The following is an 18,630-nucleotide window of genomic DNA, read 5'->3' on the forward strand; positions in this document are numbered from 1 at the left end:
GGTCGTAAATTTGACCCTTCGGCTAGCTTATTTAAACAAAACAAATGACGTCTTGTTGTTATGAAGCTTCGCAAAACGTCATCTCAAAACTACTTAGTTTAAATAAAATAATCAATCAATTGAAACAATCCTAATCCCACAAAAAAGATTCCGTAGATATAGGTCCAAATTCGGTTTGGAATAAAGGACAGTGCTGATCGGTCTTTAACTTCAACTTGTTGCAAAGTTTGCTCATCAACAAAGACTCTTTTTTCTTTAGAAATAAAATACTTGCAGAATAAATAGTTAATTCCTGCTGATACCAGTCCAAACACAATCAGTGTAATCCCCGTCTGTAATAAAGTTGCCATATTCGTGCTTTCTAATGCACCTGAAATTAGACCAACACCTAAGCCGCCGAGCATTCCAGAAACTAGTACTAAAAGCCATTTTCCTCGCCACACAAGCATATTAATTCCTCCTAATACTTCAATTATTAATATGATATTACAGTATTTACTGCTTATTGACAATAGTAATTTAAGCAAATTTGCAAGTTACTATTAGATAAAAAGATTTATCGAGATCAGTTAAAAATTTGAATACTAGTTTTTCACAAATCCACCTCGCAAAGTACGCTTCCACATTGGGGTAGAACATTGAACTAGTTTTTGCAAAAAAATACCCAGCCACATACAGCGGCCTGGGTATAAGTTGAAAACCTATTGTAATATTAATACCTTTTTAAAAATTGAACTAGCAAACCAACAATTATGGCTAGCATTACGGCGCAAAATGCTAAAAGAACCACAAAAATAATCGAACCCTACATTAACCCAACCTCATTTCAAAGATTAGCTAAATTTCCGATGCATTCCTACATTCACTGCCAATGACCCAGCGAGAAACAGAATCACGGCAACGTTAGAAATCACTGCAAACACAGTGGCTGCATTCAAAAATCCAAAGGCAATCAAGACAAAAAGCCAAGATTGAATTGCTAGCCAAATGACTACACCATCTACTAAAGAGAGTTTAAATAATTTGATATTTAAAATATCCAAAAACGCTGGCAACCGAAATTCAAAATCACTAACTACTTTTCTACACAGATGGTAGCTCACTAAGCCAAGTAAAACCTGTGCTAGAAAGAAAACAACTAAAATGGCAACCAAAGAATTAACTTGATCTCCAGTAGCTACTGTAATGGCATATACTGGGTGACCCCAGAAATTAATCAGTGTCGGAATTTGCGCCAGAATATACTTTCCAAAATAGACAACTGTCAAAACCTCAACAAAAATATTCACTAACATAAATGCACTAAGTTTGTATCTGAACTTTATCATAGTAAGCCTCCATCCCCGCTTGTGATCTCATAACTTCAAATTAAAATGTAAGCGTTTTATTTGCAACTTCATTATACTAGCAATTTATGAATTAGCAAACTTCTAATTTTTAGTGCTACAAAATTTTTTCAATCAAACAGTGCATACTGTTTTCTAAAAAATCCAAAACAATAGACCTCAAGTTTTTTACAACCTGAGGTCTATTGTTTTATTTCGTGTCAGATCCATACACAATGGTTTGGACCTTCTTCGTTATTTTGGCTATCTTAGGGAATCCACTAAACCCGCTTTGGCCATGACCATGTGTCATGACAACTAAAATGTAGCGTTCGCCATTTGGCAAAGTCACAATTCCAGCATCATTATTCGTGTCATTCAAGAAGCCCACTTTATCGGCCACCTTCGTCCCACTTTCTGCAGCTTTAGCGCCAGCTGGAATTCCAGTTCGATAAATTTGTTTACGCATTAAAGCCAAAATTTTCTTCTGATCACTACTATTCTTAAATGGGCCTTTCGCTTGGCTCAGCTTTTCCAATAAGAGCATTAGGCTGTGGCTGGTCGTTGTCGCAACTTTTGTTTCTTGAAAAACGGGATTGTACCAGCCCTGTTTCTTAACAAAACTATTGACCGTTGCCATGCCATAACTTTGTAATTCATTATCCGCGTAAGTGTTGTCACTATTCACGATCATTTGATAAAAACCATTAGTATTGGTGGCTGTCCAGCTAAACTGCCCTTTTTGCTTTTGATTCATCAAAAAAGCACTGATGAATAATTTAAACGTGCTGGCCGCGACTTCCGGTGTATGTGCATTGGATGATTGGGTTGTTAAGCTACCTTTTTCGTAAACCGCCGCGTTCTTTATCTTCTTAGTAGCCTTTTTAGAAGCCCCCAGATTATAAAAACTAACGCTTGTGGTTCCGTCTTTTGTCACTTTATTCAGATAAGTTTGCAGCTGAGACTTAATTTTTTGGCGTTGTTTTACCACTTGTGAACTTCGCGAAGCGTTATCCGCCTGCGAAGCACTGCTAGCCGCGTTGGAATTTGATTGTGCACTACCTGAGTTTATTTTGATGTAAATTAATATAATCAAGAGTACTCCCATTACCCATGGGAAAGCTTTGAAAATAATTCTATTAATACTAGGTTTATTATTTCGATTCATTAATTTCAATCCTTCAGTGACGACAACCCAATTTTTTTTCCCCAATAACAAAGTTGTGCCTCTTTGATACTCTCTTTCAAGAATACTACTTAACTTGCATGTTTTGAACAGTCTTTTAGAAGCTTAATATTAACGTTTCATTACATTCCAAAAAAGTCTAGATACTCAGTAAAACACACCCAATTTAACTCGCGCTTCACGACTCATTTTGTCAATCGTCCAAACGGGTTCCCAGACCAAATTGATTTTTACCTGCTTAACTTCATCGGCCGCCATCAGTGCATCAGAAATGGCATTATTTAACAGATCGGTCAGCGGACATCCCATCGTGGTCAGTGTCATTGTCACTGTGCATAAGCCCGTTTCATCAACTTCAACGTCATAAATTAATCCCAAACCTACCAGATCAACACCAAGCTCTGGATCAATAACAGTTGATAAAATTCGAAAACCTTGATCTTTAAAATTTTCTTTTTCTAAGGTCATTCAAGGTACCCCCTAACCAATTGCACCTTCCATTTCAAAACTAATCAACCGGTTTAATTCCACCGCATACTCCATTGGCAATTTTTTCGTGAAAGGTTCCACAAATCCCATGACAATCATTTCAGTAGCTTTTCGTTCGGAAATTCCCCGACTCATCAAATAATAGAGTTGCTCTTCCGAAATTTTTGATACCTTCGCTTCGTGCTCCATTGAAACATTACTATTCAAAATTTCATTGTATGGAATCGTATCACTAGAAGAATCATCATCCATAATAATGGTGTCACACTCTACATGAGCAAACGAGCCGGCCGACTGACGCGCAAACTTAACATTTCCGCGATAATCAACAATTCCGCCGTCTTTAGCAATTGATTTTGACACGATGGAAGATGACGTCTCAGGCGCGTTGTGAATCATTTGGGCACCCGTATCTTGATCCACATTATGACCGGCAACTGCAATCGACAACATGGTTCCCCGTGCGCCTCTTCCGTTTAAATAAACAGAAGGATATTTCATGGTTGTTTTGGAACCGAGATTACCATCTACCCATTCCATCGTGGCATTTTCAAGTGCCTGCGCTCGTTTAGTTTCCAAACTATACACATTGTTTGACCAGTTTTGAATGGTGGTATATCGGCAATAAGCGTCTTTCAACACATTCACTTCAACGACCGCGGCATGTAAACTATCTGTATCATATTTAGGGGCTGTGCAACCTTCCACATAGTCGATTCGACCCCCCTCGTCCACAATAATAAGTGTCCGCTCAAACTGACCAGAATTAGCGGCGTTAATCCGAAAATAAGCCTGAACGGGAATTTGTGTTTGGACACCTTTAGGAACGTAAAGAAATGTGCCACCGGACCAAACAGCCGCATTCAATGCAGCAAACTTATTATTCGTGGGTGGTACAAGTTTGCCAAACCATTTTTTGAATAGTTGCGGATATTTTTGTAAAGCGGTGTCCGTATCTGTAAAAATAATCCCTTTCTTCGCAAAAGATTCGCGCATATTATGATAAACCGCTTCGGACTCATATTGCGCGGAAGAGCCGGCTAAATATTGTCTTTCCGCTTGCGGAACGCCTAACCGATCAAATGTCTTTTTGATGGTTGCTGGCACATCATCCCAGTTTCGAAACTTCTTATCCGTTGCCTTTTGGTAGTACAACATATTTTTCAAGTCCAGATCATCCAGTTTGGGACCAAACTTTGGAATGGGCATCTTCTGATAAACTTTATAAGCCGCCAATCGATAGTCTAACATCCATTTTGGTTCATGCTTTTCGGCCGAAATTTGCCGAATAATTTTTTCATTTAAGCCTTTACCAGTTGAAAAAACAGGCTTCACATCATCATGAAATCCATATTCGTAATCTTCTGTTGCCATTGTTAATTACCTCCTTCCAAAGCTTCTTGAGCTGCATGCCAAGCTAAAGTGGCACATTTGATTCGCGCGGGGAACTCCGCCACACTGCCTAAAATTTCTGCATCGCCAAGCCATGCTTTCGCTTTTGTTGAAATTTGCTTGCCCATAACCAACTGAAAAAAAGCTTCACAACCTGCAACTGCCTCAGTTTTAGTTAACCCGGCAAGCGCATCTGTCATCATGCTTGCTGATGCTTGTGAAATGGTACAACCATTTCCTGTAAAAGACACCTGCTGCACCTTGTCGTCTTTCATTAAGATAAAGGCACGAATATCGTCGCCACAGGACACATTATGTAATTCCACACTAGTCGTCGCATCCGGTAACGCCAGTTTGTGGTGGGGATGACTTGCATGATCCATGACGACCGCCATATATAGCTGATTTAATTTATTTAGACTCACCTGCAAAAAACTCCTTCACCATTTGAATTGCCTGGACAAAACGATCCAGATCTTCAACTGAGTTATAAAAACTCAAACTTGCCCGAACGGTGGCTTGTACCCCTAACGTCGCCATTAATGGTTGCGCACAGTGGTGACCTGCTCGAACCTCAACGCCTAACATGTCCAATCCAGTGGCCACGTCATGAGGATGAAGCTGACCTAAATTAAACGAAATGATCCCCGCATGTTGACTAGCCTCTTTTGACCCGTATATTGTGAGCTTGTTAACAGCAGTCAGTTTCGGAAATAAATAAGCGGTTAATTGCTGTTCTCTGGCGTTAATTTCAGCCATGCCAATTTCAGACAGATAGTCAATTGCAGCGCCTAACCCAATAACACCACCAATATTTGGGGTTCCGGCCTCAAACTTCCATGGTGCTGCTTGCCAAGTGGCATTCGTGCGGCTAACACTTTCGATCATTTCACCACCAAATTGAACGGGTGGCATTTCTGCCAGCAATTCTGGTTTGCCATAACACACACCAATGCCCGTTGTCGCCAGCATCTTATGACCAGAAAAGGTCAAAAAATCGGCATCTAAATCCTGAACATCAACTTTTTGATGGGCAACAGATTGAGCAGCATCCACCACAATATACGCTTGATGTTGGTGGGCTAATTTTGCGATTTCTTTAATGGGGTTAGTCACCCCAAGTACATTGCTGGTTTGCGTGATTGCCACAAGCTTCGTTTTATTTGTTAATTTGTGTTTCAAATCAGCCATGTCTAAAGTCTGATCCGCATTTAACTCGACATATCTCAAAGTTGCGTGTTTCCGTTTCGCCAATTGTTGCCATGGAATCAAATTACTGTGATGTTCCATAATTGTAATCAGAATTTCGTCGCCTTGAGTTACCACTAAATTGCCAAAACTAGTGGCAATCAAATTTAAACTATCAGTAGTGGACCGGGTATACACAATTGATTTAGCACTCGGTGCATTAATAAATGCAGCAACTTGATTCCGTACCTGTTCGTAGGCAGCTGTTGCCTCGTTAGCCAGGGTGTAAACGCCACGATGGACATTGGCATTCGAGTGTTGATAAAAATCACCAATCCGATTCAAAACTTGATTAGGAGTTTGCGAAGTCGCTGCATTATCCAGATAGACCAAGGGCTCATCATTAATTTTGCGTTTTAAAATCGGAAAGTCATGAGACAAATTTTTAAACTTATTAGGCATTGGGCAACTTTCTTTCTAAACTTTTTTGGAAGCTTTGACGTATTTGAGGATTGGCTATTTCTTTTGCCAATTCACCAATAAATCCCCGGACCACTAATCGCTTGGCAGTTGGTTTTGATAGGCCACGACTCATTAAATAATACAATTGTTTCTTATCCAAACGGCCAACGCTAGCAGCATGACCTGCTTCCACATCATTTTCATCAATTAACAAAATGGGATTAGCATCCCCACTAGCCTTGTCTGATAACATTAAGATGCGATTTTCTTGTTCCGCAATCGTCCCATGCGCCCCGTGGATAATTTTGCCAATTCCATTAAAGACTAATCGTGATTCATCCAAAATGACTCCTCGCTGTCGAATTTTACCCACAGAATGGGGAGCAAAATTAGTAACTCGCGTATTCATACCCTGTGTTTGTTTTCCAGAAGTGATGGCCGCATTGTTAATTGTGGCAACTGCCCGTCTACCAACCAACTCGGCGTTCATTTCCGCAATGACGTTGCCATCGCTAAAGGATCCGATCGACCAATTAAGATGCGCATTTTCACCAACAGAAGCTTGACGATTCAAATAAATTGGTTGAGCGGCAGTAAAATCATCCAAATTAATTAAATTCAAGTGACTATTGGCCTCTAAAACAATTTCTGAAATTCGATGGCCGGTTTTGGCGGTTCCTGCCCCATTGCTCTGTATCCCAATCGTCGCCTGTGCGCCTTCACCTAGAATAATCAGGTTATGACTTATTTCCTGCTCAAACTTTGTCTTTGAGTTTTCCGGTAAAAGGATTGGCTTCGTTAATTTTGTGTTTGCAGGAATATAAAGAAAGCTCCCAGCATTCACAAAGGCCGTACTAAAATTAACCAATCGATCTGTTAAAGTCGTCAGTGCTTTTTGAAGATAATACTTTTCCACTAGCTTTTCATGCTTCATTAACGCCGTAGCCAACGTGCATAAAATATAATCATTTGTACTACAATCCATCTCTTGATCGATAGACGGTTTAACTTGAGTCATTAGTTCGCCTAATTGCCAATCTTCATAATGAACTTTGGCAAACCGGGGCAATTTAGTATTCCGATAATTCTTTAAAGCAGTTTTTCGAATATCCGTAAACCAAGCAGGCTCATTTGGAAATAAGCCTAACTCTGGTAACTTTTTCATTATGGGTTCACTCATCTTCGTTAGACCTCCGAATCAACCAAATCAACATGAATTCCTAACTCATCTCGTAAACCAGAATAACCTTCATCCTCCAAGCGATCGGCCAATGAAGCATCCCCCGTTTTTACGATGCGGCCACCCATCATAACGTGCACTTGATCAGGTTTAATATATTTCAAAATTCGTTTGTAATGGGTAATCATCAACGTTCCAAAATCTGGACCCATAACATGATTCACCCCTTTAGAAACAACTTGAAGCGCATCAATATCAAGCCCGGAATCCAATTCATCTAAAATGGCAAAAGTCGGTTTAATCATCAGTAATTGCAAAATTTCATTGCGTTTCCGTTCGCCACCAGAAAAGCCCTCGTTTAAATAACGTTCTGCCATGTCACTCGTCATATTTAAAATGGCTAACGCACTATCTAACTGAGTTAAAAAATCTTTAATTGGAATTGGGGCACCTTCTGGTCGGCGGGCATTAATGGCAGCACGTAAGAATTCCATGTTGGTAATGCCTTTTATTTCTGCCGGATATTGCATAGCCAAAAATAATCCTGCACGTGCCCGCACATCTACCGCTTGCTTTAACAAGCTTTTACCGTTCAATAAAATGTCACCCTGTGTCACGTGGTAGCGGGGATTACCCATAATGGTTTCCGACAAGGTAGATTTTCCTGTGCCATTTGGACCCATAATTGCATGAACTTCACCGGTATGAATCGTTAAATTGACGCCGGTTAGAATTTCCTTCATTTTTTGAGTATCCTCATCTTTAACTGCCACATGTAAGTCTTTAATTTCTAAAGTTTTCATTCTCTGTCCTCCATTATCCCGATACCGCCACGCCAAGTAATGTCCCGATAAAATAGGTCACTAACGTGGTAAAAACACCCACTGAAATGTTTCGAATCACCGCCTTATAAATCGGTGTTCCAGCTTTTTGATAACCAATAATCGCGTTGATCGAAAGAGCTGCAATCATTGCCAACGACGTATTCCAAACTCACCATTGACTAGTTGAAAGACTGATTGCCAATAGTGGGATTAAAGCCCCACATAAAAACGAAAAGAAGGAAGCCGTAGCAGCATGAATTGGATTTAAGACATCAATTTCTCTAATCTTTGTTTGATAGGTTTCTGAAGTTTTGTAAACCGTGCTGGCTTGCCCTTGAATACTTAACCGGTTCAGCTGGACCTCTTTTTGGGCGCTTACGGAAATAAATTCACCACCAGCCATCGAACAGGCCCCAGCAAGCATACCGGAGACGCCGCTGATGAAAAGTGTATAACTGTTTAAATTGGCTGCTGCTGCTCCCAAAACAATTCCAGAAACAGAAATAATACCGTCATTGGCTCCTAAGATTCCCGCTCGAATCACATTTAAACTATCCCAAAAATGAAATCTTTTAGTTGTAATCAATTTATGAATTTCTAACATCTAATTTCTCCAATCTTATGTCGTCCTGTTAAATTCTTAATTTTTTTGACGAAAAATGCATGAATCGGGAGCATCAAAAATTCATGCATTCAAAATAAATTTAGTTACCGGACTAATTTATCCCAGATTACAACTTTATGGGTAGCCAACGATTTTGGCACATCGATAATACGCTGATTGGCGCTCCCTCGAAATTGAAGGGTTAAATCTTTTTGTTCTTCCAGAAAACGCCCGTCAACCAAAATATCCAATAGCGACAACATTTCCAATTTGTCGTCTGAATCCTTCAGCAATTCATCCCAGGTATAACCAGACCAAGACCAAATATCCTTGCTATGACCAAATTCTTGACGCACCCGTTTACAAATTCTTAGGCAAACTTGGGTATTCAAAAAAGGTTCACCACCCAATAAGGTCAATCCCTGCACATAATCTTGACTGAGATCTTCAATAATCTGATCTTCCAATTCTTGAGTGTAAGGTTTGCCATAGTGAAAATTTTGTGCCGCCACATTGTAGCAACCAGGGCAGTGAAATGGACAGCCACTCACATATAAGCTACAGCGAACACCTTCGCCATCCACAAAGTTAAAAGCCTTATAATCGGCAATATACTGGAGACTAAGATCTTTAGCCAACCACTCTTTCGGAGTCGGATTGTTTGGACCGTGCATTTTTTGCGGCATTCTTTATCATCTCCATCGTTAGATTTTTTCTTCGTGAAGCAATTTCTACGTGTCGGCCATGGACCATTGGCCGTTGTTGCGGATTTCCCAAATATCCACAGGTTCGTTTGACGACATCGCAATATTGCGGATCGTGGTTGCCACATTGTGGACACTGAAAGCCACGAGCAGTCGCTTTAAATTCACCCTTAAACCCACATTTATAGCACTTATCAATCGACGTGTTGGTTCCTAGATAGCCCACATGATCATAGGCCCAATCCCAAACTGCTTCGAGAGCTTTCGGATTTTGCGTCAAATTCGGATATTCACAGTAATGGATAAAACCACCCGAAGCGTATTTAGGAAAGTCCTGTTCAAAGGTTAATTTTTCAAATGGGGTCGGATGTTTACGGACGTCATAGTGAAAACTATTTGTGTAATATTCTTTATCTGTCACATTGGCCACTTTACCAAACTTCGCAATGTCGTCACGACAAAAAGTATCCGTCAAGGACTCAGCTGGCGTGGAGTATAAACTATAATGATAACCACTGGCCTGAGCCCACTCATCACATTTCTGTCGCATGGCTTTCACAACTTTTTCTGCAAATTCGTGCGCTTGGGCATTGTGCTCCCAGTTTTCACCATAAAACACAGTGCACACTTCGTATAACCCGATGTATCCTAACGAAACAGTCGCCCGTTGATTCTTAAATAAGTCATCTACATTCCCATCGGCCGGTAATCGTTTGCCAAATGCCCCATACATATACAGTAATGGTGCATTTTTTGGCTGTGCTTCTTTCGTGCGTTCAATACGATAGGCTAAGGCTTGGTGACACAAATTCATCCGTTCATCAAAAATCTCCCAGAATAACTTTTGATCACCATTAGCAGACAACGCCAACCGAGGTAGGTTTAGCGTGACGACGCCTAGATTCATTCGGCCTGAGTTTACTTCTTTGCCGTTTTCATCATGCCATCCCTGTAAAAATGACCGACACCCCATTGGTGTTTTGAAACTGCCCGTTAATTCCTTGATCTTGTCGTACATTAAAAGATCTGGATACATTCGCTTCGTTGAACATTCAACTGCTAGTTGTTTAATATCGTAATTGGGATCAGTTGGCCGTAAATTTAAGCCACGTTTCAACGTGAAAATTAACTTTGGAAAAATAGCCGTTCGATGCTCTGTTCCCAGACCCTTGATCCGAATTTCCAGAATTGATTTTTGAATTTCTCGTTCAATCCAACTAGTGCCCAGACCAAAGTTAACGGTGGTAAACGGTGTCTGCCCTTGTGAAGAATATAAAGTGTTGATTTCATATTCCAGTGCCTGCATGGCATCGTAAATGTCCTTACGTGTTTTTGCTTTGGCATAAGCCGCTTGTTTATCAGCAGCCACCCACTTTTTGGCATCAGTTAAGTGTTTTTGATAATTAATCTCCGCATAAGGAGCCAAAAGCTGATCAATTCGGTTGGCGGAACAGCCACCATACTGAAGTGAAGCCACGTTCGCAATGATTTGTGCCATCTGGGCCGTAGCGGTTTGAATGGAGCGTGGCGAATCTACTTCGGCATTACCAATTTTGTAGCCATTTTTTAACATGCCATCAAAATCGATCAAACAGCAGTTAGTTTCGGGAGTCACGGGTGAATAGTCCAAGTCATGCCAGTGAATATCACCCCGCAAATGAGCTTTAGCTACTAATTCTGGCAACATTTTAAGTCCCATCGCCCGACTGGCAGCGCCAGCCTCCAAATCTCGTTGCGTATTAAAGATGGTGCTATCTTTATTGGCATTTTCATGGACAACTTCGGCATCCCGTTCAAAAACTTTTTCAATTCTTTTTTGCACATTCGTGGCATCGGCAAATTTTTGCTGATCAGCTAAATAAAAATCTCGATACTTTTGGGCTGCTTCAGCGAATCCCTGATTTTTTAATTGGGTCAGAACAGCATCATGAATATCACGCGTTTGAATAACTGTTTGATCATGAAACTGATCATACAAAGCCTCATAAATTAATTCTCTGTCACTTTCATCTGGTAAAACCTTGGATAAGCTAAAAATTAACTTATAAGGATGAAACTTGGCCGTTTCGCCATCTCTTTTTTGAACTGGAATTGTTCGTAATAGTCCTAATTTGTCTTTAATTGTTGATATCATATTGTACCTCCTACTGCTTTATATATTATCTATTATTGTGTTTTAGTAAGTAAAATACCACAACTTGTTGTGATTTTATCTTATGTGCATACTATATATAGTAGTCCTTTTGAGTTCGTTTGTGTATCACTTTTTTAGTCGATTTTCTAACCAAATATCCACAATGCCGTTTCGCCGCAGATTAGCGACCCAAACTTTTTTTATTTATTTGAAAGCCTTCCCACTTTGGGTACAAAAAAAGGATTATGACAAAAACTAAATTTTTGTCATGATCCTTTTGCTTAAATTTTTATTATGTCGATCAAACTTTATTGAAGTGCTGTAACTACTTCAAGTGTTGCTGAGAAATAATTCTTTTTTTCAATCTTCTTTGGCAATTGTTTAGCCGTCTTCTTTTGCAAACTAGTGTATTTCATTGTTTTTGCTGCAAAGTTAACCGGAGCAGTAAAGGCCGTATTGGTGTAACTATGAACAGCTCTTCCAGTCAAAGTGTAAACAGCTGTAATCTTCTTACGTTTGTTAAAGAAATTCAATTGTTTCTTTAACGCGTTTTTTGTCACGCTATCTTTGCTGATTTTATAAGTTTGTGCTAACCGCCATGGCACTCGGCAAGCATTATAACCATACTCATCATCTTGTGCACTCTCGATTTGATAAGCCTTGAATGCCGAAAGTTTGATGCTCTTGCCAGTTACCTTGATGAAATCAGGGAACAAGCCAGACTTGTGACGCGCACTTAACTTCTTAACTGCTACCTGGCTTTGTTTGGCTACTTTTGTCCAGGTGCTATCTTTGGTGTAACTTGCAAATGTCTTGAAGTATCCCGTCATCAAATCAGACGTCCGAAGTTTACTCTTATCATAGCTGCTGGTTGCCCAGTTACCCATTTTTGGCAAGTAAGTGGTTGTATTAATTTCTCGTTTTTTGATAGCCTTTAACAAAGTCTTGGCCGCTGCTTTGTAATTTGTTTTCTTACTTCCCCATTTTTTATCAGCTAAAATGAGTGAATAAGCAATATCCAAGTCACCATCGGTCGCACTATTTTTCTCTGAACCAACACTCTTCAATTTTCCTGAACGACTCGCTTGTCGCCACGTCATAAGAGCATCTTTACTGGAAATTCGATGGGCACGATAATAAGCGTACATTTGATTATATGTGGTGTGCGTATTTGCACCCTTTTTAGCAGCTAAAACAGTTGCCAACATGCCATATCCTTGACCTTCGGAAGTGACGTAAGTTGCCCCTGATCCATTATTGTTCTTCACATACTTTTGAGATTTTCCACCTACATAAGCTTTCTTCCACTGATTATATAAGGTAACCGCTTGACTCGTTTTTGCTCGTGCAGGTTGTGCCTTGAGATTGGTTAATCCCACGACCACCCCTGCAACAATGACAAGTCCTAAGAGGCTCACCCATAATTTTTTCTGCTTCAAACTTAAGTCCCCCTTCAATTAGAATAACCTACTTTTATTATAGCTATAATCATTGAAAGGTGTAACAACTAGCTTGAAATTTTTTTAAATCAACTACCCTATCATCCAGCCACTAAAATTCAATGCTATTTAGTGGCGCGTTTTAATAGCCAGGTCAGGCCAATTGCCAAAATTCCCATCAAAACTCCTGCATATGGTGTCATTGCCAGACCAGTAGTTTCCACAATTTGACTGCCTAACCCGGAGCCAATCATAATCCCAATGTTAAACGCCGAAATATTCAAGGCAGATGCTAGTCCAATATCTTCGGGATGATCCTGTTCAGCTAATTGCACAATAACTAATTGTTCACCCGGCACATTCATGAAGGCAAATAATCCCAAAAGAAGGACCATCAGTAGTCCCATCCATTTGAAACTAATAAACACACCCAAGAAGAGTTGTGTGATAGTCAACAAGGTAAACATCCACAAAAGACCAGTTAGTGGCGTTTGATTTGCAAACCGCCCACCCACTGTGTTGCCAATAGCCACCATTAATCCGTAAACAATCAAAATAATCACACCCGTACTTGGCTGAAAATGCATCAAACGGGTCATAATTGGGCTGATATAGGTGTAACTCGTAAAGGCGCTCCCATATCCAAAAATAGTTAGTAATAGTGCTAACAATATTTTTTTATCAAAGATAAGTCTGCCAATATTTTTAATCTGAATGGGTCTACCCACCGGTAAATTTCTAGGAATCAATATCCAAGTCGCTAATAAACTGACCAAGCCAATTAAAGCTAAAAATAAAAACGAAAACCGCCAACCAAAATGTTGACCAACAAACGTTCCCAGTGGTACTCCTGTGACGGTAGCCACCGTTAATCCCGTGAACATCAAGGCAATGGCACTCGCTCGTTTAGAAGGCGCCACCACATCTGCGGCGATCACACTAGAAACTGACATGAATAAGCCATGAATGACTGCCGCAATCAAGCGACCTACAAGAAGCCAGGCAAAGTTTTGTGCACTAGCCGCCATTAAATTGCCCAATATAAACACGACCATGATACCGACCATTAGCGTATGGCGATTCCATCGAGCTGTTAGAATTGTTAGAACTGGTGCTCCAATCATGACACCAAAAGCATATCCCGAAACGGTTAAGCTCGCCATTGCTAATGAAATTTTAAATTGGCTCACTAGTAAAGGTAATAAACCCACGCTAATGAATTCGGTTGATCCGATGGCGAAGGCACTAATCGCCAAAGACCAAAGAATTAGCGTTGCGTGTTGTGTTTGTTTTTCTGTCATTTGATAACCTCCCCAAAATTATGTCGCAAGATTTTATTATAGAGGTTATAAAATGGTCCACAAGTACGCACTTTACAGTCAGATAGTTACCTAAAAGTAAGAATTAGAGTACCTTTTGATAGTATGGGCTTTGGGTATCTAATAAATTAATTTTTTGGCCCGCTTTTCTTTGCCGTTCAATATGTCGTTCGCCCCAGTGGCACATTTGATCCGTCAAATCGGCCAATGTTTGACCATAATCTGTTAAGCAATATTCAACCCGGGGTGGAATTTCCGGAAAAACTTCGCGATGGATAATGTCATCATGCTCTAATTCGCGTAACTGCTGGGTTAAAACCTTTTGGGTAATGTTTGGAATCACTCTCAAAAATTCACCATTCCGCATGGATTGGCGTTTTAAATGGCATAAAATAATTGCCTTCCACTTACCATTGATCACGGACAATGTCGCTTCGACCCCAATGTTGTACGTTAAAGTTGGTTGTTTCATAATTGCAAACTCCTTTTTAATTCAAAAATAAAAACAAGTCACCAATTATTTCACGATAACTTGTTCATAAGCTTTATGTTGCCCCTGCCAAGGAGTTTTATTATAGCATTTCTTCATTCATTTGACGCGTTGCAAACCTTCTATTTTCCGATATAACCGATCCACATCCCAATCAACAAAATGACTAAAACAAACGTTGTAATCCATACATACAAATGATCCCGTTCTTTCACAAATGCATAAATAGAAACCACAACCCGTAAAACGGGGGTTAGGATCAATAGAAATAGCCCCAACATTAGAATTGCAAACGGCTTTAGTGCCACAATTCCACTCAAAATTGCCTTGACCGTGGTGGGATAAAAATTAGCCGCATAACCAGTTTTGCCAGTGAACACAACTAAGAGGACACCGACCAAAATAACGGCCGCAGAAATGAGTACGCCAATTCGGAGTACTTTGCCGATAATTAACTCAATCTCGTTCATTTCTTCCATTTTTTTTAATTCTTCAGCTGTTTCTGGTTGTTTATTTTGTGCCATTAGATTGTCACCCCAAATCCTTTAAGAAACATTTGTAGTCCAATATAAAAGAGGATGGGAATAAAAATCATCCGTAAAACGCGGGCCCGTAAATGTTTCATAATTCTCGACCCGATCAGTGCACCGACCAAAATGCCAATCGCAAGAGGCGCCGCAATTTCTGGTCTGATTGATCCATTAAAGAAATAAACAGTTGCACTAGCCGCTGCGGTAACTCCCATCATCAGGTTACTAGTGGCACTTGAAGGCTTAAGTGGCATCTTCATGATGGTATCCATTGCAATGACCTTGAAAGCCCCACTCCCGATTCCCAGTAGTCCACTCGCTAACCCCGCACCCAGCATCATAGTGAACCCACCTGGAACATTTGAAACCTGATAGTCGATTTTTTTATCAATCGCATTATCATAATAGCTACCGTTTAATTTCAATTTTGTTGACAAAGAATCAGCCTGAATGGCTTCCGTTTTTTCTTTGCCAGCCCTCATTTTTCGATACATATTCCAAGCTGAAAACAAAAGCAAAACACCAAATAAGACATACAGAACGGCTGATGGCAACACGCCGGTTAAAACTGCCCCTGCAATGGCACCAATTGTCGTCGCAATCTCTAAAAACATGGCCACACGTAAATTAAGCATGTCATCTTTTAGATACGCTACCGTTGCTCCAGAACTTGTTGCGATGACAGAAATGATGCTTGCTCCAATTGCATATTTAATATCAAGCCCCATCAAAAGTGTCAAAACAGGTGTCACAATCATGCCACCGCCAATTCCAAAAATTGCACCGAAAATGCCAGCTCCCAGTCCGACAATAATTAATAGTAAAATTGTATTTATCATGGATTTTTCCTCTCCCCTTGAGTTCTCCATAGCCTGTTACTAAATTCCATAATAAAAGAAATTGCGCAGGCAATCAATAAACCCTGAAGATTCAGTTAAGATTTACTGCCCCTTCAAGGTTAGCTGTTCGTAATTTAATTAGTGTAACATACTATGAAAAACGACTTAAAATCCAAAATAAAAATCCACCGACTGCAAAAATTAGCCACCAGTAACGCGCCAAAAAATCCCAACCGTTCAAATGATGTGGTGTTGTGTCAACTTTATACATTGTTTGCTCAGTTCCACGAATTAACTGATCCAAACTAATTTCAAAAACATTACTCAAATCAATTAGATTTTCGACGGTGGGATATTTTTCTCCCTGTTCCCACTGGTTTACGATTGTTTCACTTACTCCTAATCGTTCGCCCAAATCTGCTTGAGAGAGCTTCATTTCACGTCGATTATGATAAATTTCACTTTGCAGCTCCATCGTCATCACCCTTTCAACTTAATTATGATGACTATAAGATATTAAGTAAAGAAAGGTGATTATTAATTCTAATAAAAAAGCTTTACAAAAAGAACGTGTGTTCGTATAATGGTTTTTAAAAGGAGTTGCTTGTGTTATGAAACAGTTATCTGGAAAAATTTCATCGTCGATTAAGGTTCTCAATCTAACGCCCCTTGTGCGTTTCGAGTTAACTGATTTACAAAATCAAAAAATCAATTGTTTAGTCCACCAACATGCACTCAATTTTCCTGCCATGGCGCAACCCAACTCTCGGATTGCAATTTATGCACATTACAATAAACGCCACCAATTTGTCGTCCAAAAGTTTATGGTTCAAGCTTCAGAAAATAATGATTTTTTCTCACATTCAGCTTAACTTTAAAAGTGAACCACACTAGGTGTTGGCTGTTGAATACCACTTTCTAGGATTTCAATATCCAACAAAGTTTCTTCATCACTAACCAGTTTTTCTTTACCATTGATAATACTGTCATATAAGGAATCATAAATCCGTCCATAATCGCCCTGCAAAGATGGGATTTGTTTGGAAATCCAATCGCCATTTTGATTATGATATTTAACTTTACCGTATTTATCAGGGGTATCTAAGCCAAAATTTAAGTCTCCGGGCATAATTCCTAGTTTAAGATCATTTTCCTGCTGATCAATATCATACTTTACGTATGATCCAGCTGTTCCATGTAAAATAAATCGCGGATTTGGCATTGCCACTAACGGATCCGTTTTGACTGTGACCTTTAGCTTGCCATAATGCAAATCCATTTGATAATAATCATCAAGCGTACTCTTGGTATTCTGAATCGTGCGAATATCGTAGGCAACTGACTGGGGTTTCCCAAACAAGGCCAGCATTTGGTCCAGCATATGAATTCCTAGTCCATAAAATGTACCGTTAATTTTATCACCAGTGTGAACACTATTGTCAGGTCGATATTTGTCCAAGTGAGATTCAATCTCTAAAGGTTCACCTACATACCCTCTATCCAAAACTTCCTTTAAGGTGAGATAGTCGCTGTCAAAGCGCCGATTTTGATAAGGCATTGCAATTAGATGTTTTTGTTGGGCCAATTTTAAGAGCTGTTCCGTTTCATTAGCTGTTTTGCAGAATGGCTTTTCTACCAAAACATTTTTGCCATGGTTTAACACCTGTTTAGCAAAATCAAAATGTGTATCAGCTGGTGTACAAATGGTAATCAACTGAATTTCATCGTCATTTAAAACTTCATCCAAATCCGTGGTGAAGGTAATGCCCATTCCTTGATAATTTGCTTCTCGTTCAGGATGACGGCGATGATTATAAATATACTTTACTTCAATATTTTCACGCTGTTTCAGGTAAGGTAGATGGTAACGATTTGCACTTTTTCCAAAACCAATAATTGCCATTTTTAAAGTCATTTGAGTGATCCCCTTTTTATTTATTAACTTCATCATAAGCGAGGTAGAAATCGTTTTCAACTGACTTGATTCCATCTTTTCTATTTCACGTTTGTAGCGAAATAAAAAGCAACTAAATTAGCGAGTTAGTTCGCTAGTTTGGTTGCCAGTTGCCAAATCAACAATCACATTTATTTTCTAATCTTACCAAACCCATAATACGACAAAGCTCCAAATGGCGGTAAAACAAACACCAATGCGCTCCAGATTAATTTATTGCCGCGTTTGAATTCATGACTTTTTAAAATATCAACAAGCGCAAACAACTGAATTAAACCACCCAAAACAACAATTGGCCAATACTCTTTTTTAAATGCATGATCGTTCTTCATTAGCTTCACACTCCTCATTTTTATTGTTCCAATAAACACAGTATGAGCTATCTTGTAAGCGTTCGCAACTATTATTCTTATTTAACTAAAGGTTGAAAGTATCAAAATCATTATATCAGTGTGGTGATCGCAAAGAGTAGACTTAGTCTGGAAGCAAATGGGCTCAGTAGTGTCATTTATCTTAGCGGGTTTCGCTTAGATAAAGGCCGAGCTTGGAGACCTCCAAGTCGTGCCCACTA

General features: G+C 39.6%; 21 protein-coding genes and 1 pseudogene. 1 reads left to right on the forward strand and 21 read right to left on the reverse strand.

The window, feature by feature from the left end:
- Positions 1–98 precede the first annotated feature (98 nt).
- The 19 genes and pseudogenes from PPA04_RS02375 to PPA04_RS02460 form a co-directional block, all read right to left on the reverse strand.
- Complete coding sequence (locus tag PPA04_RS02375; protein ID WP_057782789.1) at positions 99–449, reverse strand: hypothetical protein; 351 nt, start codon at positions 447–449, stop codon at positions 99–101.
- 384 nt (positions 450–833) lie between these two features.
- Positions 834–1,328 (reverse strand): hypothetical protein, encoded by a 495-nt coding sequence (locus PPA04_RS02380; protein ID WP_057782787.1) that lies wholly within the window; start codon positions 1,326–1,328, stop codon positions 834–836.
- A 208-nt stretch (positions 1,329–1,536) separates the two neighbouring features.
- Complete coding sequence (locus tag PPA04_RS02385; protein WP_229923050.1) at positions 1,537–2,544, reverse strand: serine hydrolase; 1,008 nt, start codon at positions 2,542–2,544, stop codon at positions 1,537–1,539.
- 114 nt (positions 2,545–2,658) lie between these two features.
- Positions 2,659–2,979 (reverse strand): metal-sulfur cluster assembly factor, encoded by a 321-nt coding sequence (locus PPA04_RS02390; RefSeq protein ID WP_057782785.1) that lies wholly within the window; start codon positions 2,977–2,979, stop codon positions 2,659–2,661.
- 12 nt (positions 2,980–2,991) lie between these two features.
- Positions 2,992–4,374 carry a Fe-S cluster assembly protein SufB gene (sufB, locus tag PPA04_RS02395; RefSeq protein WP_057782783.1) on the reverse strand — a complete coding sequence of 461 codons (1,383 nt, stop codon included), beginning with the start codon at positions 4,372–4,374 and terminating at the stop codon, positions 2,992–2,994.
- Positions 4,375–4,376: 2 nt separating this feature from the next.
- Entirely contained in the window at positions 4,377–4,817 is a 441-nt protein-coding gene (sufU, locus tag PPA04_RS02400) for a Fe-S cluster assembly sulfur transfer protein SufU (protein ID WP_057782781.1), read from the reverse strand.
- Complete coding sequence (locus PPA04_RS02405) at positions 4,804–6,042, reverse strand: cysteine desulfurase (RefSeq protein WP_057782779.1); 1,239 nt, start codon at positions 6,040–6,042, stop codon at positions 4,804–4,806. Before PPA04_RS02405 ends, sufU begins: the two co-directional genes overlap by 14 nt.
- The gene (gene sufD, locus PPA04_RS02410) at positions 6,035–7,222 is read right to left on the reverse strand and encodes a Fe-S cluster assembly protein SufD (RefSeq protein WP_057782777.1); all 1,188 of its coding nucleotides are present in this window, start codon (positions 7,220–7,222) and stop codon (positions 6,035–6,037) included. Before sufD ends, PPA04_RS02405 begins: the two co-directional genes overlap by 8 nt.
- Before the next feature lie 5 nt (positions 7,223–7,227).
- A complete protein-coding gene (sufC, locus tag PPA04_RS02415; protein ID WP_057782775.1) occupies positions 7,228–8,025 on the reverse strand; it encodes a Fe-S cluster assembly ATPase SufC in 798 nt (265 codons plus the stop codon).
- A gap of 13 nt (positions 8,026–8,038) precedes the next feature.
- Complete coding sequence (locus tag PPA04_RS09660; RefSeq protein ID WP_229923049.1) at positions 8,039–8,200, reverse strand: VIT1/CCC1 transporter family protein; 162 nt, start codon at positions 8,198–8,200, stop codon at positions 8,039–8,041.
- Positions 8,201–8,409: 209 nt separating this feature from the next.
- Positions 8,410–8,650 (reverse strand): annotated as a pseudogene (locus PPA04_RS09915) (VIT1/CCC1 transporter family protein); the annotation flags it as partial.
- 104 nt (positions 8,651–8,754) lie between these two features.
- Positions 8,755–9,336, reverse strand: a complete 582-nt coding sequence (gene nrdG / locus PPA04_RS02425; RefSeq protein WP_057782773.1) for an anaerobic ribonucleoside-triphosphate reductase activating protein — start codon at positions 9,334–9,336, stop codon at positions 8,755–8,757.
- Entirely contained in the window at positions 9,281–11,488 is a 2,208-nt protein-coding gene (gene nrdD / locus PPA04_RS02430) for an anaerobic ribonucleoside-triphosphate reductase (protein WP_057782770.1), read from the reverse strand. Before nrdD ends, nrdG begins: the two co-directional genes overlap by 56 nt.
- Positions 11,489–11,796: 308 nt before the next feature.
- Positions 11,797–12,927, reverse strand: a complete 1,131-nt coding sequence (locus tag PPA04_RS02435) for a family 8 glycosyl hydrolase (protein ID WP_057782769.1) — start codon at positions 12,925–12,927, stop codon at positions 11,797–11,799.
- Positions 12,928–13,052: 125 nt separating this feature from the next.
- On the reverse strand, positions 13,053–14,228 hold the full coding sequence (locus PPA04_RS02440; protein WP_057782767.1) for an MFS transporter: 1,176 nt from the start codon (positions 14,226–14,228) through the stop codon (positions 13,053–13,055).
- A 103-nt stretch (positions 14,229–14,331) separates the two neighbouring features.
- Positions 14,332–14,718, reverse strand: coding sequence for a winged helix-turn-helix transcriptional regulator (locus PPA04_RS02445; protein ID WP_057782765.1), 387 nt, complete (start codon positions 14,716–14,718; stop codon positions 14,332–14,334).
- A 140-nt stretch (positions 14,719–14,858) separates the two neighbouring features.
- Positions 14,859–15,215, reverse strand: coding sequence for a DUF1634 domain-containing protein (locus PPA04_RS02450; RefSeq protein WP_057782901.1), 357 nt, complete (start codon positions 15,213–15,215; stop codon positions 14,859–14,861).
- Positions 15,216–15,259: 44 nt separating this feature from the next.
- A complete protein-coding gene (locus tag PPA04_RS02455) occupies positions 15,260–16,105 on the reverse strand; it encodes a sulfite exporter TauE/SafE family protein (RefSeq protein ID WP_057782763.1) in 846 nt (281 codons plus the stop codon).
- Positions 16,106–16,256: 151 nt separating this feature from the next.
- Positions 16,257–16,580 carry a helix-turn-helix domain-containing protein gene (locus PPA04_RS02460; protein ID WP_057782762.1) on the reverse strand — a complete coding sequence of 108 codons (324 nt, stop codon included), beginning with the start codon at positions 16,578–16,580 and terminating at the stop codon, positions 16,257–16,259.
- A gap of 136 nt (positions 16,581–16,716) precedes the next feature.
- Here PPA04_RS02460 and PPA04_RS02465 point away from each other — a divergent pair, with 136 nt between their 5' ends.
- Entirely contained in the window at positions 16,717–16,977 is a 261-nt protein-coding gene (locus PPA04_RS02465; RefSeq protein WP_057782760.1) for a hypothetical protein, read from the forward strand.
- Positions 16,978–16,979: 2 nt separating this feature from the next.
- Here PPA04_RS02465 and PPA04_RS02470 read toward each other — a convergent pair whose 3' ends face one another.
- A complete protein-coding gene (locus tag PPA04_RS02470) occupies positions 16,980–18,020 on the reverse strand; it encodes an oxidoreductase (RefSeq protein WP_057782758.1) in 1,041 nt (346 codons plus the stop codon).
- 170 nt (positions 18,021–18,190) lie between these two features.
- The gene (locus tag PPA04_RS02475; protein WP_057782756.1) at positions 18,191–18,391 is read right to left on the reverse strand and encodes a PLDc N-terminal domain-containing protein; all 201 of its coding nucleotides are present in this window, start codon (positions 18,389–18,391) and stop codon (positions 18,191–18,193) included.
- Positions 18,392–18,630: the final 239 nt, after the last annotated feature.

It is taken from the genome of Pediococcus parvulus, assembly GCF_007990205.1.
Taxonomy (GTDB): Bacteria; Bacillota; Bacilli; order Lactobacillales; family Lactobacillaceae; genus Pediococcus; species Pediococcus parvulus.